The organism is Escherichia sp. TC-EC600-tetX4, assembly GCF_019356055.1.
Lineage (GTDB): Bacteria > Pseudomonadota > Gammaproteobacteria > Enterobacterales > Enterobacteriaceae.
Genome location: NZ_CP079924.1, coordinates 2,585,481 through 2,600,847, shown reverse-complemented (window position 1 = coordinate 2,600,847; position 15,367 = coordinate 2,585,481). Strand labels below are relative to the sequence as shown.

The 15,367-nt window shown below is 51.8% G+C and carries 10 protein-coding genes, 2 tRNA genes, 4 other RNA genes and 2 pseudogenes; 9 read left to right on the top strand and 9 right to left on the bottom strand.

The window, feature by feature from the left end; translation table 11 throughout:
* Positions 1-83 precede the first annotated feature (83 nt).
* The 5 genes from narK to narI all read left to right on the top strand — a co-directional run bounded on the left by narK (position 84) and on the right by narI (position 8,653).
* On the top strand, positions 84-1,475 hold the full coding sequence (gene narK, locus KXD89_RS12610; protein WP_000019827.1) for a nitrate transporter NarK: 1,392 nt from the start codon (positions 84-86) through the stop codon (positions 1,473-1,475).
* A 515-nt stretch (positions 1,476-1,990) separates the two neighbouring features.
* Positions 1,991-5,734, top strand: a complete 3,744-nt coding sequence (locus KXD89_RS12605; protein WP_000032939.1) for a nitrate reductase subunit alpha — start codon at positions 1,991-1,993, stop codon at positions 5,732-5,734.
* Positions 5,731-7,269 carry a nitrate reductase subunit beta gene (gene narH / locus KXD89_RS12600; protein ID WP_000702650.1) on the top strand — a complete coding sequence of 513 codons (1,539 nt, stop codon included), beginning with the start codon at positions 5,731-5,733 and terminating at the stop codon, positions 7,267-7,269. Before KXD89_RS12605 ends, narH begins: the two co-directional genes overlap by 4 nt.
* Complete coding sequence (gene narJ, locus KXD89_RS12595) at positions 7,266-7,976, top strand: nitrate reductase molybdenum cofactor assembly chaperone (protein WP_000571681.1); 711 nt, start codon at positions 7,266-7,268, stop codon at positions 7,974-7,976. Before narH ends, narJ begins: the two co-directional genes overlap by 4 nt.
* Positions 7,976-8,653, top strand: coding sequence for a respiratory nitrate reductase subunit gamma (narI, locus tag KXD89_RS12590; protein WP_001160108.1), 678 nt, complete (start codon positions 7,976-7,978; stop codon positions 8,651-8,653). The genes narJ and narI overlap by 1 nt, the downstream gene beginning before the upstream one ends.
* Positions 8,654-8,836: 183 nt before the next feature.
* Here the strand turns inward: narI and KXD89_RS12585 are convergent.
* The 8 genes from KXD89_RS12585 to KXD89_RS12550 all read right to left on the bottom strand — a co-directional run bounded on the left by KXD89_RS12585 (position 8,837) and on the right by KXD89_RS12550 (position 11,259).
* A non-coding RNA gene (locus KXD89_RS12585) (RtT sRNA) lies at positions 8,837-8,968 on the bottom strand.
* A 46-nt stretch (positions 8,969-9,014) separates the two neighbouring features.
* Positions 9,015-9,146: non-coding RNA, RtT sRNA (locus tag KXD89_RS12580), on the bottom strand.
* A gap of 46 nt (positions 9,147-9,192) precedes the next feature.
* Positions 9,193-9,324, bottom strand: a non-coding RNA gene (locus tag KXD89_RS12575) — RtT sRNA.
* 46 nt (positions 9,325-9,370) lie between these two features.
* Positions 9,371-9,455, bottom strand: a tRNA-Tyr gene (locus KXD89_RS12570).
* Positions 9,456-9,489: 34 nt separating this feature from the next.
* Positions 9,490-9,621, bottom strand: a non-coding RNA gene (locus KXD89_RS12565) — RtT sRNA.
* Positions 9,622-9,664: 43 nt separating this feature from the next.
* A tRNA-Tyr gene (locus KXD89_RS12560) sits at positions 9,665-9,749 on the bottom strand.
* A gap of 159 nt (positions 9,750-9,908) precedes the next feature.
* Positions 9,909-10,751: a formyltetrahydrofolate deformylase gene (gene purU / locus KXD89_RS12555; RefSeq protein ID WP_000555857.1), complete on the bottom strand. Its 843-nt coding sequence runs from the start codon at positions 10,749-10,751 to the stop codon at positions 9,909-9,911.
* Between the two features lie 49 nt (positions 10,752-10,800).
* Entirely contained in the window at positions 10,801-11,259 is a 459-nt protein-coding gene (locus KXD89_RS12550) for a YchJ family protein (RefSeq protein ID WP_001307143.1), read from the bottom strand.
* Positions 11,260-11,371: 112 nt separating this feature from the next.
* Between KXD89_RS12550 and rssA the strand changes: the two genes are divergently transcribed.
* Positions 11,372-12,277 carry a patatin-like phospholipase RssA gene (gene rssA, locus KXD89_RS12545; protein WP_001295622.1) on the top strand — a complete coding sequence of 302 codons (906 nt, stop codon included), beginning with the start codon at positions 11,372-11,374 and terminating at the stop codon, positions 12,275-12,277.
* Positions 12,278-12,368: 91 nt separating this feature from the next.
* A pseudogene (rssB, locus tag KXD89_RS12540) lies at positions 12,369-13,037 on the top strand (two-component system response regulator RssB); the annotation flags it as partial.
* Positions 13,038-13,050: 13 nt separating this feature from the next.
* Here rssB and KXD89_RS12535 read toward each other — a convergent pair.
* Positions 13,051-13,748 (bottom strand): IS1-like element IS1A family transposase gene (locus tag KXD89_RS12535; protein ID WP_094096600.1). Its coding sequence is split into 2 segments (ribosomal slippage): positions 13,051-13,499 and positions 13,499-13,748, totalling 699 coding nucleotides; the frame shifts between segments, so codons are not numbered across the junction.
* Positions 13,749-13,802: 54 nt separating this feature from the next.
* Here KXD89_RS12535 and KXD89_RS12530 point away from each other — a divergent pair.
* Positions 13,803-14,159: pseudogene (locus KXD89_RS12530) on the top strand (two-component system response regulator RssB); the annotation flags it as partial.
* A gap of 201 nt (positions 14,160-14,360) precedes the next feature.
* Complete coding sequence (gene galU, locus KXD89_RS12525; protein ID WP_000718995.1) at positions 14,361-15,269, top strand: UTP--glucose-1-phosphate uridylyltransferase GalU; 909 nt, start codon at positions 14,361-14,363, stop codon at positions 15,267-15,269.
* Positions 15,270-15,367: the final 98 nt, after the last annotated feature.

Below are 15,367 nucleotides of genomic sequence, written 5' to 3'. Positions count from 1 at the left end.
ATCTTATCGTTTGATTTACATCAAATTGCCTTTAGCTACAGACACTAAGGTGGCAGACATCGAAACGAGTATCAGAGGTGTCTATGAGTCACTCATCCGCCCCCGAAAGGGCTACTGGAGCTGTCATTACAGATTGGCGACCGGAAGATCCTGCGTTCTGGCAACAACGCGGTCAACGTATTGCCAGCCGCAACCTGTGGATTTCCGTTCCCTGTCTGCTGCTGGCGTTTTGCGTATGGATGTTGTTCAGCGCTGTTGCGGTGAACCTACCGAAAGTCGGCTTTAATTTTACGACCGATCAGCTATTTATGTTGACTGCGCTGCCTTCGGTTTCTGGCGCGTTATTACGTGTTCCATACTCCTTTATGGTTCCTATCTTCGGTGGTCGTCGCTGGACGGCGTTCAGCACCGGTATTCTGATTATTCCTTGCGTCTGGCTGGGTTTTGCCGTGCAGGATACCTCCACGCCTTATAGCGTCTTCATCATCATCTCTCTGCTATGCGGCTTTGCTGGCGCGAACTTCGCATCCAGTATGGCAAACATCAGCTTCTTCTTTCCGAAACAGAAGCAGGGTGGCGCGCTGGGTCTGAATGGTGGTCTGGGAAACATGGGCGTCAGCGTCATGCAGTTGGTTGCTCCGCTGGTGGTATCACTGTCGATTTTCGCAGTATTTGGTAGCCAGGGCGTCAAACAGCCGGATGGGACTGAGCTGTATCTGGCGAATGCGTCCTGGATATGGGTGCCGTTCCTTGCCATCTTCACCATTGCGGCGTGGTTTGGCATGAACGATCTTGCTACCTCGAAAGCCTCCATCAAGGAGCAGTTGCCGGTACTCAAACGGGGTCATCTGTGGATTATGAGCCTGCTGTATCTGGCAACCTTCGGCTCCTTCATCGGCTTCTCCGCGGGCTTTGCAATGCTGTCAAAAACGCAGTTCCCGGATGTTCAGATTCTGCAATACGCTTTCTTCGGGCCGTTTATTGGTGCGCTGGCGCGTTCTGCAGGTGGTGCATTATCTGACCGTCTGGGCGGAACTCGTGTCACGCTGGTGAACTTTATTCTGATGGCGATTTTCAGCGGCCTGCTGTTCCTGACCTTACCGACTGACGGGCAGGGCGGAAGCTTCATGGCGTTCTTCGCGGTCTTCCTGGCGCTGTTCCTGACAGCTGGGCTGGGTAGTGGTTCCACTTTCCAGATGATTTCAGTGATCTTCCGTAAACTGACAATGGATCGCGTGAAAGCAGAAGGGGGTTCTGACGAACGTGCGATGCGTGAAGCGGCAACCGACACGGCGGCGGCGCTGGGTTTCATCTCTGCGATTGGCGCGATTGGTGGCTTCTTTATCCCGAAAGCGTTTGGTAGCTCGCTGGCATTAACGGGTTCGCCAGTCGGCGCAATGAAGGTATTTTTGATTTTCTATATCGCCTGCGTAGTGATTACCTGGGCGGTATATGGTCGGCATTCTAAAAAATAAACCGTTACTCGTCATACTTCGGGTTACATGTGCTGCGGCTGCGTTCATTCACCCCAGTCACTTACTTTAGTAAGCTCCTGGGATTCATTCACTTGCCGCCTTCCTGTAAACCGAATTATATAGAGTAAAATATTTGATTATCCTTTGCGCGGCATGATGTCGCGCTTTTTTTATGCGTCATTTAGTTACAACATACTAATGTTATATGGTTTATTTCGCCGGATTTCATTAAGAGCCATTAATATGTTACCCATGGGGAATACTCCTTAATACCCATCTGCATAAAAATCTTAATAGTTTAAATAACTACAGGTATAAAACGTCTTAATTTACAGTCTGTTATGTGGTGGCTGTTAATTATCCTAAAGGGGTATCTTAGGAATTTACTTTATTTTTCATCCCCATCACTCTTGATCGTTATCAATTCCCACGCTGTTTCAGAGCGTTACCTTGCCCTTAAACATTAGCAATGTCGATTTATCAGAGGGCCGACAGGCTCCCACAGGAGAAAACCGATGAGTAAATTCCTGGACCGGTTTCGCTACTTCAAACAGAAGGGTGAAACCTTTGCCGATGGGCATGGCCAGCTTCTCAATACCAACCGTGACTGGGAGGATGGATATCGCCAGCGTTGGCAGCATGACAAAATCGTCCGCTCTACCCACGGGGTAAACTGCACCGGCTCCTGCAGCTGGAAAATCTACGTCAAAAACGGTCTGGTCACCTGGGAAACCCAGCAGACTGACTATCCGCGTACCCGTCCGGATCTGCCAAACCATGAACCTCGCGGCTGCCCGCGCGGTGCCAGCTACTCCTGGTATCTTTACAGTGCCAACCGCCTGAAATACCCGATGATGCGCAAACGCCTGATGAAAATGTGGCGTGAAGCGAAGGCGCTGCATAGCGATCCGGTTGAGGCATGGGCTTCTATCATTGAAGACGCCGATAAAGCGAAAAGCTTTAAGCAGGCGCGTGGACGCGGTGGATTTGTTCGTTCTTCCTGGCAGGAGGTGAACGAACTGATCGCCGCATCTAACGTTTACACCATCAAAAACTACGGCCCGGACCGTGTTGCTGGTTTCTCGCCAATTCCGGCAATGTCGATGGTTTCTTACGCATCGGGTGCACGCTATCTCTCGCTGATTGGCGGTACTTGCTTAAGCTTCTACGACTGGTACTGCGACTTGCCTCCTGCGTCTCCGCAAACCTGGGGCGAGCAAACTGACGTACCGGAATCTGCTGACTGGTACAACTCCAGCTACATCATCGCCTGGGGGTCAAACGTGCCGCAGACGCGTACCCCGGATGCTCACTTCTTTACTGAAGTGCGTTACAAAGGGACCAAAACTGTTGCCGTCACACCAGACTACGCTGAAATCGCCAAACTGTGCGATCTGTGGCTGGCACCGAAACAGGGCACCGATGCGGCAATGGCGCTGGCGATGGGCCACGTAATGCTGCGTGAATTCCACCTCGACAACCCAAGCCAGTATTTCACCGACTATGTGCGTCGCTACACCGACATGCCGATGCTGGTGATGCTGGAAGAACGCGACGGTTACTACGCTGCAGGTCGTATGCTGCGCGCTGCTGATCTGGTTGATGCGCTGGGCCAGGAAAACAATCCGGAATGGAAAACTGTCGCCTTTAATACCAATGGCGAAATGGTTGCGCCGAACGGTTCTATTGGCTTCCGCTGGGGCGAGAAGGGCAAATGGAATCTTGAGCAGCGCGACGGCAAAACTGGCGAAGAAACCGAGCTGCAACTGAGCCTGCTGGGTAGCCAGGATGAGATCGCTGAGGTAGGCTTCCCGTACTTTGGTGGCGACGGCACGGAACACTTCAACAAAGTGGAACTGGAAAACGTGCTGCTGCACAAACTGCCGGTGAAACGCCTGCAACTGGCTGATGGCAGCACCGCCCTGGTGACCACCGTTTATGATCTGACGCTGGCAAACTACGGTCTGGAACGTGGCCTGAACGACGTTAACTGTGCAACCAGCTATGACGATGTGAAAGCTTATACCCCGGCCTGGGCCGAGCAGATTACCGGCGTTTCTCGCAGCCAGATTATTCGCATCGCCCGTGAATTTGCCGATAACGCTGATAAAACGCACGGTCGTTCGATGATTATCGTCGGTGCGGGGCTGAACCACTGGTATCACCTCGATATGAACTATCGTGGTCTGATCAACATGCTGATTTTCTGCGGCTGTGTCGGTCAGAGCGGGGGCGGCTGGGCGCACTATGTAGGTCAGGAAAAACTGCGTCCGCAAACCGGCTGGCAGCCGCTGGCGTTTGCCCTTGACTGGCAGCGTCCGGCGCGTCACATGAACAGCACTTCTTATTTCTATAACCACTCCAGCCAGTGGCGTTATGAAACCGTCACGGCGGAAGAGTTGCTGTCACCGATGGCGGACAAATCCCGCTATACCGGACACTTGATCGACTTTAACGTCCGTGCGGAACGCATGGGCTGGCTGCCGTCTGCACCGCAGTTAGGCACTAACCCGCTGACTATCGCTGGCGAAGCGGAAAAAGCCGGGATGAATCCGGTGGACTATACGGTGAAATCCCTGAAAGAGGGTTCCATCCGTTTTGCGGCAGAACAACCAGAAAACGGTAAAAACCACCCGCGCAACCTGTTCATCTGGCGTTCTAACCTGCTCGGTTCTTCCGGTAAAGGTCATGAGTTTATGCTCAAGTACCTGCTGGGGACGGAGCACGGTATCCAGGGTAAAGATCTGGGGCAACAGGGCGGCGTGAAGCCGGAAGAAGTGGACTGGCAGGACAATGGTCTGGAAGGCAAGCTGGATCTGGTGGTTACGCTGGACTTCCGTCTGTCGAGCACCTGTCTCTATTCCGACATCATTTTGCCGACGGCGACCTGGTACGAAAAAGACGACATGAATACTTCGGATATGCATCCGTTTATTCACCCGCTGTCTGCGGCGGTCGATCCGGCCTGGGAAGCGAAAAGCGACTGGGAAATCTACAAAGCCATCGCGAAGAAATTCTCCGAAGTGTGCGTCGGCCATCTGGGTAAAGAAACCGACATCGTCACGCTGCCTATCCAGCATGACTCTGCCGCTGAACTGGCGCAGCCGCTGGATGTGAAAGACTGGAAAAAAGGCGAGTGCGACCTGATCCCAGGTAAAACCGCGCCACACATTATGGTCGTAGAGCGCGATTATCCGGCGACTTACGAACGCTTTACCTCTATCGGCCCGCTGATGGAGAAAATCGGTAATGGCGGTAAAGGGATTGCCTGGAACACCCAGAGCGAGATGGATCTGCTGCGTAAGCTCAACTACACCAAAGCGGAAGGTCCGGCGAAAGGCCAGCCGATGCTGAACACCGCAATTGATGCGGCAGAGATGATCCTGACACTGGCACCGGAAACCAACGGTCAGGTAGCCGTGAAAGCCTGGGCTGCCCTGAGCGAATTTACCGGTCGTGACCATACGCATCTGGCGCTGAATAAAGAAGACGAGAAGATCCGCTTCCGCGATATTCAGGCACAGCCGCGCAAAATTATCTCCAGCCCGACCTGGTCTGGTCTGGAAGATGAACACGTTTCTTACAACGCCGGTTACACCAACGTTCACGAGCTGATCCCATGGCGTACGCTCTCTGGTCGTCAGCAACTGTATCAGGATCACCAGTGGATGCGTGATTTCGGTGAAAGCCTGCTGGTTTATCGTCCGCCGATCGACACCCGTTCGGTGAAAGAAGTGATAGGCCAGAAATCCAACGGCAACCAGGAAAAAGCGCTCAACTTCCTGACGCCGCACCAGAAGTGGGGTATCCACTCCACCTACAGCGACAACCTGCTGATGCTGACTTTAGGTCGCGGTGGTCCGGTGGTCTGGTTGAGTGAAGCCGATGCCAAAGATCTGGGTATCGCCGATAACGACTGGATTGAAGTCTTCAACAGCAACGGTGCTCTGACTGCCCGTGCGGTTGTCAGCCAGCGTGTTCCGGCAGGGATGACCATGATGTACCACGCGCAGGAACGTATCGTTAACCTGCCTGGTTCGGAAATTACCCAACAGCGTGGTGGTATCCATAACTCGGTCACCCGTATCACGCCGAAACCGACGCATATGATCGGCGGCTATGCCCATCTGGCATACGGCTTTAACTACTATGGCACCGTAGGTTCTAACCGCGATGAGTTTGTTGTAGTGCGTAAGATGAAGAACATTGACTGGTTAGATGGCGAAGGCAATGACCAGGTACAGGAGAGCGTAAAATGAAAATTCGTTCACAAGTCGGCATGGTGCTGAATCTCGATAAGTGCATCGGCTGCCACACCTGTTCAGTTACCTGTAAAAACGTCTGGACCAGCCGTGAAGGCGTGGAATATGCGTGGTTCAACAACGTGGAAACCAAGCCGGGCCAGGGCTTCCCGACTGACTGGGAAAACCAGGAAAAATACAAAGGCGGCTGGATCCGTAAAATCAACGGCAAACTGCAGCCGCGCATGGGTAACCGTGCCATGCTGCTGGGTAAAATCTTCGCTAACCCGCATCTGCCGGGGATCGACGATTATTACGAGCCGTTCGATTTTGACTATCAGAACCTGCATACCGCGCCGGAAGGCAGCAAATCGCAGCCGATTGCCCGTCCGCGTTCGCTGATTACCGGGGAACGGATGGCGAAAATCGAAAAAGGGCCGAACTGGGAAGATGACCTGGGCGGTGAGTTTGACAAACTGGCGAAAGACAAGAACTTCGACAACATCCAGAAGGCGATGTATAGCCAGTTCGAAAACACCTTCATGATGTATTTGCCGCGCCTGTGCGAACACTGCCTGAACCCGGCATGTGTGGCGACCTGCCCGAGCGGTGCGATTTACAAGCGTGAAGAAGATGGCATCGTCCTGATCGACCAGGATAAATGCCGTGGCTGGCGTATGTGCATCACTGGATGCCCGTACAAAAAAATCTACTTCAACTGGAAGAGCGGTAAGTCTGAGAAGTGCATCTTCTGCTATCCGCGTATTGAAGCGGGTCAGCCGACCGTGTGCTCAGAAACCTGTGTCGGTCGTATCCGTTATCTTGGCGTGCTGTTGTACGATGCCGACGCTATTGAACGTGCAGCCAGCACCGAGAACGAGAAAGATCTTTACCAGCGTCAGCTGGACGTGTTCCTCGATCCGAACGATCCGAAAGTCATCGAGCAGGCGATTAAAGACGGTATTCCGCTGAGCGTTATTGAAGCCGCACAGCAGTCGCCGGTTTATAAAATGGCAATGGAATGGAAACTGGCGCTGCCGCTGCATCCGGAATATCGCACACTGCCGATGGTCTGGTACGTGCCGCCTCTGTCTCCGATTCAGTCTGCAGCAGACGCGGGTGAGCTGGGTAGCAACGGCATTCTGCCAGACGTCGAAAGCCTGCGTATTCCGGTACAGTATCTGGCGAATCTGCTGACCGCCGGTGATACCAAACCGGTACTGCGCGCACTGAAACGTATGCTGGCGATGCGTCATTACAAACGTGCTGAAACCGTTGACGGTAAAGTTGATACCCGTGCGCTGGAAGAGGTCGGTCTGACCGAAGCCCAGGCACAGGAGATGTACCGTTATCTGGCGATTGCTAACTACGAAGATCGCTTTGTGGTGCCGAGTAGTCATCGTGAACTGGCACGGGAAGCCTTCCCGGAGAAAAATGGCTGCGGCTTTACCTTTGGTGATGGCTGCCACGGTTCAGATACCAAATTCAATCTGTTCAACAGCCGTCGTATCGATGCCATCGATGTGACCAGCAAAACGGAGCCGCATCCATGATCGAACTCGTGATTGTATCGCGTCTCCTTGAATATCCGGATGCTGCCTTATGGCAGCATCAACAAGAGATGTTTGAGGCGATTGCCGCGTCGAAAAATCTGCCAAAAGAGGATGCCCATGCGCTGGGCATTTTCCTGCGCGATTTAACGACGATGGATCCGCTCGATGCCCAGGCGCAGTACAGCGAACTGTTCGACCGTGGCCGCGCCACGTCACTGTTGCTGTTTGAACATGTGCACGGCGAATCCCGCGACCGCGGCCAGGCGATGGTGGACCTGCTGGCGCAGTACGAGCAGCACGGCTTGCAGTTAAACAGCCGCGAATTGCCGGACCATCTGCCGCTGTATCTGGAGTACCTGGCGCAGCTGCCGCAAAGCGAAGCCGTGGAAGGTTTGAAAGATATCGCGCCGATTCTGGCATTGCTGAGCGCGCGTCTGCAACAGCGTGAAAGCCGTTATGCCGTGCTGTTTGATCTGCTGCTGAAACTGGCGAATACCGCTATCGACAGCGACAAAGTGGCGGAAAAAATTGCCGACGAAGCGCGCGATGATACGCCGCAGGCGCTGGATGCTGTCTGGGAAGAAGAGCAGGTTAAATTCTTTGCTGACAAAGGCTGCGGTGATTCAGCAATCACTGCGCATCAGCGTCGCTTTGCCGGTGCCGTCGCGCCGCAATATCTGAATATCACCACCGGAGGACAGCACTAATGCAATTCCTGAATATGTTCTTCTTTGATATCTACCCGTACATAGCCGGGGCGGTCTTCCTGATTGGTAGCTGGCTGCGTTATGACTACGGGCAGTACACCTGGCGCGCGGCGTCCAGCCAGATGCTGGATCGCAAAGGGATGAACCTGGCGTCGAACCTGTTCCATATCGGGATTCTGGGGATTTTTGTCGGTCACTTCTTCGGTATGCTGACGCCGCACTGGATGTATGAAGCCTGGCTGCCGATTGAAGTGAAACAGAAAATGGCAATGTTTGCTGGTGGTGCCAGCGGCGTGCTGTGTCTGATTGGCGGCGTGCTGTTGCTGAAACGTCGTCTGTTCAGCCCACGCGTGCGTGCAACCACTACCGGAGCGGATATCCTGATCCTGTCGCTGCTCGTTATCCAGTGCGCGCTGGGCCTGTTGACCATTCCGTTCTCCGCTCAGCATATGGACGGTAGCGAGATGATGAAACTGGTTGGCTGGGCGCAGTCGGTGGTGACCTTCCACGGTGGCGCTTCTCAACACCTCGATGGTGTGGCGTTTATCTTCCGTCTGCACCTGGTGCTGGGGATGACGTTATTCCTGCTGTTCCCGTTCTCGCGTCTGATACACATCTGGAGCGTACCGGTGGAGTATCTGACACGTAAGTACCAGCTGGTGCGCGCTCGTCACTAAGCGAATTTTAGTTCACATAGACCCTGCTTCGGCGGGGTTTTTTTATGGGCACGGTGCGGGGTGAGTTGTCGGATGCGCTTCGCTTATCCGACCTACAGGGGAGGATATTGTAGGCCCGGTAAACGTGGTGCCATCGGGCAAAATTAGCTCGGAGTAACAGGTTTTGATTATTTAAGGAAGCGATGGTGGTGGGGGAAGGATTACTCAGCGCTGCGCGCTTCGCCCTTCGGGTCGTTGCCTGCGGCAACGCTCTCTCGCTGGCGCTCAAGTCGAACCTTGGTCGAAGCTTCTCATCCTTCCCCGCTTGGGCAGAATATTTGATTGCGGATTCGTTTGAGAATTCCGGGGCTTTTGAAAGTGATGGTGGTGGGGGAAGGATTACTCAGCGCTGCGCGCTTCGCCCTTCGGGTCGTTGCCTGCGGCAACGCTCTCTCGCTGACGCTCGAGCCGAACCTTAGTCGAAGCTTCTCATCCTTCCCCGCATGGGCAGAATATTTGATTGCGGATTCGCTTAAGAGTTCAGGGACTTTTGAAAGTGATGGTGGTGGGGGAAGGATTACTCAGCGCTGCGCGCTTCGCCCTTCGGGTCGTTGCCTGCGGCAACGCTCTCTCGCTGGCGCTCGAGTCGAACCTTGGTCGAAGCTTCTCATCCTTCCCCGCATGGGCAGAATATTTAATTGCGGATTCGTTGGGAAGTTCAGGGACTTTTGAAAGTGATGGTGGTGGGGGAAGGATTCGAACCTTCGAAGTCGATGACGGCAGATTTACAGTCTGCTCCCTTTGGCCGCTCGGGAACCCCACCAGGGGTAATTCAAATTTTGAGGTAATGCTTGAGATGGTGGTGGGGGAAGGATTATTCGTCGCTTCGCTCCTCACCCTTCGGGCCGTTGCCTGTGGCAACGTTCTCTCGCTTTCGCTCGAATCGAACCTTAGTCGAAGGTTCTCACCCTTCCCCGATGAGTGCAAACTTTCACAATCTCACCGAAGTTACCACATCGCTGTGGTGAATTATGGTGGTGGGGGAAGGATTCGAACCTTCGAAGTCGATGACGGCAGATTTACAGTCTGCTCCCTTTGGCCGCTCGGGAACCCCACCACGGGGTAATGCTTTTTACTGGCCTGCTCCCTTATCGGGAAGCGGGGCGCATCATATCAAATGACGCGCCGCTGTAAAGTGTTACGTTGAGAAAAATGAACTGGTTGCGTAATTTTCATCCGTAACGGATTAAAGGTAACCAGTTATTTTTGCTGGCGATTAAAGAATAATCGTTCGATTACCGTAAACAAAGACGCGCTGTGCCAGTACTTTGTATAGTGCACGACTTAAGACGTTTTTCTCGACGTCACGACCTGCGCGCATCATATCTTCAGCTGTGTAGGTATGATCGACATGAATAACGTCCTGCATGATGATTGGGCCTTCGTCCAGATTGTCATTCACATAGTGAGCGGTTGCGCCAATAATCTTCACACCACGTTCATAGGCCTGGTGATAAGGACGTGCGCCAATAAACGCTGGCAGGAATGAATGGTGAATATTGATGATCTTATTCGGGAAGCGTGCCACAAATTCCGGCGTTAATACCCGCATATACTTCGCCAGCACCACGTAGTCAGGTTGATAAGCATCAATGGCATCCGCCATCTTTTGATCGTGCTCGTTGCGGGTTAACCCTTCATGGCTTACCAGCTCAAACGGAATATCAAAACGCTCAACCAGAGAACGTAAAGTATCGTGGTTACCAATAACTGCCGCGATTTCGACATCCAGGCCGCCGTAATTGGCTTTCATCAACAAATCGCCAAGGCAATGCGCTTCTTTAGTGACCAGAATCACTATCCGGCGACGACCGGCAGGATTCAGCTCACGCACGGAGCCTTCTGGCAATGCGCTATCGAGATCCGCCAGCAGGGTGGAATCATTAAAAATCCCTTCCAGTTCCGTGCGCATAAAAAAGCGCCCGGTACGGTGATCAACAAATTCATTGTTCTGTACGATATTTAACTCGTGCTTGTAGCAAATATTGGTAATACGTGCGATCAGACCTTTTTGGTCCGGACAAATAGTACGCAGAACTTTACGTTGGAGTGAATGCATTGCTGGAAAAACCTTGTTGAGAGTGTTTGCTAAACCGTACCGTCAACCATTATTGGCCGCAGCACTTTTTAAATTTTTTACCTGAACCACAAGGGCAGGGATCGTTGCGACCAAACTGCGGACGTGTACCGTCAATATAGTACCATTGACCGTTTTCTTTCAAAAATCGCGAACGTTCAATTATTGCACCTGTTTTACCACCTTCGGTAAATCGAGCAACAAAACTGACAAATCCGATATTGTCGGCGTCCTGCCAACAATGTTCAAATACGGTCAATCCCAACCATTCAGTATGCGCAAATCCGGCCATCAATTCGGCACGTAACGCCGCTGCTCCACAAGAGGGATGCCAGGTCTTTATTAAATAATCTGCGTCTTGCATCACAAAAGCGCAGTAACGCGAACGCATGAGATGTTCTGGATCAGGTGCAACCTTTTCACCAGACACATAAGGGTGGCAACATAGGCTATACTCGACAGCACTACCACAGGGACAAAGCTGAGACACAAATAATCTCCCTGGAAACAATAACGGCGTATTAACCGCCTGAGTAGCACTATGTTAACCGAGCAGTAGCGATGTGGCTACGATTGCATTCCAGGGGAATCTTGCGGGAATAATGAGAAAGATAAAAATAGGGCTGGCGCTGGGATCTGGCGCGGCGAGAGGTTGGTCGCATATTGGCGTTATTAATGCGCTAAAAAAAGTGGGTATTGAAATTGATATCGTTGCAGGATGTTCAATTGGTTCGCTGGTGGGCGCTGCCTATGCATGCGATCGATTATCTGCGCTGGAAGATTGGGTGACCTCTTTCAGTTATTGGGATGTTTTACGCCTGATGGATCTCTCCTGGCAGCGCGGTGGGTTACTGCGCGGCGAGCGTGTCTTCAATCAATACCGCGAAATAATGCCGGAAACAGAGATCGAAAATTGTTCCCGTCGCTTTGCGGCTGTTGCCACCAATTTAAGTACGGGACGTGAATTATGGTTTACTGAAGGCGATCTCCATCTTGCTATTCGCGCATCATGCAGTATTCCAGGACTCATGGCACCTGTTGCACATAACGGCTACTGGCTGGTTGATGGAGCAGTCGTTAACCCAATTCCTATTTCCCTCACGCGTGCATTGGGGGCTGATATTGTGATAGCGGTTGACCTGCAGCACGATGCTCATTTGATGCAACAAGATTTGCTCTCCTTTAATGTCAGTGAAGAAAATAGCGAGAATGGTGATTCTCTGCCGTGGCATGCGCGTCTGAAAGAAAGGTTAGGCAGCATAACGACACGTCGGGCGGTGACAGCGCCAACGGCAACAGAGATTATGACCACTTCTATCCAGGTGCTGGAGAACCGCCTTAAAAGGAACCGCATGGCAGGTGATCCGCCCGATATTCTGATTCAACCTGTTTGCCCGCAAATATCTACGCTTGATTTCCATCGCGCGCACGCTGCCATTGCGGCCGGACAGCTGGCAGTGGAAAGGAAAATGGACGAACTTTTGCCGTTGGTACGCACCAACATTTGACCAGAATTTTTATCTACACTTAAGTTAATTCTGACAGGCGCAGGTGGCAATAGCATGCCACTATTGAGTAAAGCCAGTCAGGGGAGAGAACATGACGCAGCCATTGGTCGGAAAACAGATTCTCATTGTTGAAGATGAGCAGGTATTTCGCTCGCTTCTGGATTCATGGTTTTCCTCATTGGGAGCGACAACGGTACTGGCGGCTGATGGGGTGGATGCCCTTGAGTTGCTGGGAGGTTTCACTCCAGACCTGATGATATGTGATATCGCGATGCCACGAATGAACGGGCTTAAACTGCTGGAGCATATACGTAACAGAGGCGACCAGACCCCAGTTCTGGTGATATCTGCCACTGAAAATATGGCAGATATTGCCAAAGCGTTACGTCTGGGCGTTGAAGATGTTTTGCTGAAACCAGTTAAAGATCTGAATCGCTTGCGCGAGATGGTTTTTGCCTGTCTCTATCCCAGCATGTTTAATTCGCGCGTTGAGGAAGAGGAAAGGCTTTTTCGCGACTGGGATGCAATGGTTGATAACCCTGCCGCAGCGGCGAAATTATTACAGGAACTACAACCGCCGGTTCAGCAGGTGATTTCCCATTGCCGGGTTAATTATCGTCAATTGGTTGCCGCGGACAAACCCGGCCTGGTGCTTGATATTGCCGCACTTTCGGAAAACGATCTGGCATTTTATTGCCTTGATGTCACCCGAGCTGGACATAATGGCGTACTTGCTGCCTTGTTATTACGCGCATTGTGGTAATGACTCCAACTTATTGATAGTGTTTTATGTTCAGATAATGCCCGATGACTTTGTCATGCAGCTCCACCGATTTTGAGAACGACAGCGACTTCCGTCCCAGCCGTGCCAGGTGCTGCCTCAGATTCAGGTTATGCCGCTCAATTCGCTGCGTATATCGCTTGCTGATTACGTGCAGCTTTCCCTTCAGGCGGGATTCATACAGCGGCCAGCCATCCGTCATCCATATCACCACGTCAAAGGGTGACAGCAGGCTCATAAGACGCCCCAGCGTCGCCATAGTGCGTTCACCGAATACGTGCGCAACAACCGTCTTCCGGAGACTGTCATACGCGTAAAACAGCCAGCGCTGGCGCGATTTAGCCCCGACATAGCCCCACTGTTCGTCCATTTCCGCGCAGACGATGACGTCACTGCCCGGCTGTATGCGCGAGGTTACCGACTGCGGCCTGAGTTTTTTAAGTGACGTAAAATCGTGTTGAGGCCAACGCCCATAATGCGGGCTGTTGCCCGGCATCCAACGCCATTCATGGCCATATCAATGATTTTCTGGTGCGTACCGGGTTGAGAAGCGGTGTAAGTGAACTGCAGTTGCCATGTTTTACGGCAGTGAGAGCAGAGATAGCGCTGATGTCCGGCGGTGCTTTTGCCGTTACGCACCACCCCGTCAGTAGCTGAACAGGAGGGACAGCTGATAGAAACAGAAGCCACTGGAGCACCTCAAAAACACCATCATACACTAAATCAGTAAGTTGGCAGCATCACCGCGCATTGTTTAACGGATTATTACAGGAACAGCTTGCACACCAAAATCAACGGTTGCCAGAGTTGGGCGCGTTATTGAAGCAGGTAAACCATTTACTTCGTCAGGCCAATCTGCCGGGGCAGTTTCCGCTATTAGTTGGCTATTATCATCGCGAACTGAAAAATCTCATTCTGGTTTCTGCGGGTCTGAATGCGACGTTAAATACCGGCGAACACCAGGTGCAAATCAGTAATGGTGTTCCGTTAGGCACTTTAGGTAACGCTTATTTGAATCAATTGAGCCAGCGATGCGATGCCTGGCAATGCCAAATATGGGGAACCGGTGGTCGACTGCGCTTGATGTTGTCTGCAGAATGAGCAAACGATAACGCGGGCTAAATTTGCATTACCTGCTAATGTCGGCTGGTGGTACTATCGTCGCCATTCGTATAAGTAATTGTCTTAATTATGCTAACTCGCCTCCTTTTCAGAACTTAGCCCCTTCGGGGTGCTGATATACTGGGATGCGATACAGAAATATGAACACGTTCAAAACACGAACAGTCCAGGAGAATTTAAATGGCTGCCATTAATACGAAAGTCAAAAAAGCCGTTATCCCCGTTGCGGGATTAGGAACCAGGATGTTGCCGGCGACGAAAGCCATCCCGAAAGAGATGCTGCCACTTGTCGATAAGCCATTAATTCAATACGTCGTGAATGAATGTATTGCGGCTGGCATTACTGAAATTGTGCTGGTTACACACTCATCTAAAAACTCTATTGAAAACCACTTTGATACCAGTTTTGAACTGGAAGCAATGCTGGAAAAACGTGTAAAACGTCAACTGCTTGATGAAGTGCAGTCTATTTGTCCACCGCACGTGACTATTATGCAAGTTCGTCAGGGTCTGGCGAAAGGCCTGGGACACGCGGTATTGTGTGCTCACCCGGTAGTGGGTGATGAACCGGTAGCTGTTATTTTGCCTGATGTTATTCTGGATGAATATGAATCCGATTTGTCACAGGATAACCTGGCAGAGATGATCCGCCGCTTTGATGAAACGGGTCATAGCCAGATCATGGTTGAACCGGTTGCTGATGTGACCGCATATGGCGTTGTGGATTGCAAAGGCGTTGAATTAGCGCCGGGTGAAAGCGTACCGATGGTTGGTGTGGTAGAAAAACCGAAAGCGGATGTTGCGCCGTCTAATCTCGCTATTGTGGGTCGTTACGTACTTAGCGCGGATATTTGGCCGTTGCTGGCAAAAACCCCTCCGGGAGCTGGTGATGAAATTCAGCTCACCGACGCAATTGATATGCTGATCGAAAAAGAAACGGTGGAAGCCTATCATATGAAAGGGAAGAGCCATGACTGCGGTAATAAATTAGGTTACATGCAGGCCTTCGTTGAATACGGTATTCGTCATAACACCCTTGGCACGGAATTTAAAGCCTGGCTTGAAGAAGAGATGGGCATTAAGAAGTAACATCCGTATCGGTGTTATCCACGAAACGGCGTTGAGCAATCGACGCCGTTTTTTTATAGCTTATTCTTATTAAATTGTCTTAAACCGGACAATAAAAA

Bases quoted from the DNA above. Each gene is read 5' to 3' on its own strand.
- narK (WP_000019827.1), top strand. From the start codon at position 84: ATGAGTCACTCATCCGCCCCCGAAAGGGCTACTGGAGCTGTCATTACA.
- KXD89_RS12605 (WP_000032939.1), top strand. From the start codon at position 1,991: ATGAGTAAATTCCTGGACCGGTTTCGCTACTTCAAACAGAAGGGTGAA.
- narH (WP_000702650.1), top strand. From the start codon at position 5,731: ATGAAAATTCGTTCACAAGTCGGCATGGTGCTGAATCTCGATAAGTGC.
- narJ (WP_000571681.1), top strand. From the start codon at position 7,266: ATGATCGAACTCGTGATTGTATCGCGTCTCCTTGAATATCCGGATGCT.
- narI (WP_001160108.1), top strand. From the start codon at position 7,976: ATGCAATTCCTGAATATGTTCTTCTTTGATATCTACCCGTACATAGCC.
- purU (WP_000555857.1), bottom strand. From the start codon at position 10,751: ATGCATTCACTCCAACGTAAAGTTCTGCGTACTATTTGTCCGGACCAA.
- rssA (WP_001295622.1), top strand. From the start codon at position 11,372: ATGAGAAAGATAAAAATAGGGCTGGCGCTGGGATCTGGCGCGGCGAGA.
- galU (WP_000718995.1), top strand. From the start codon at position 14,361: ATGGCTGCCATTAATACGAAAGTCAAAAAAGCCGTTATCCCCGTTGCG.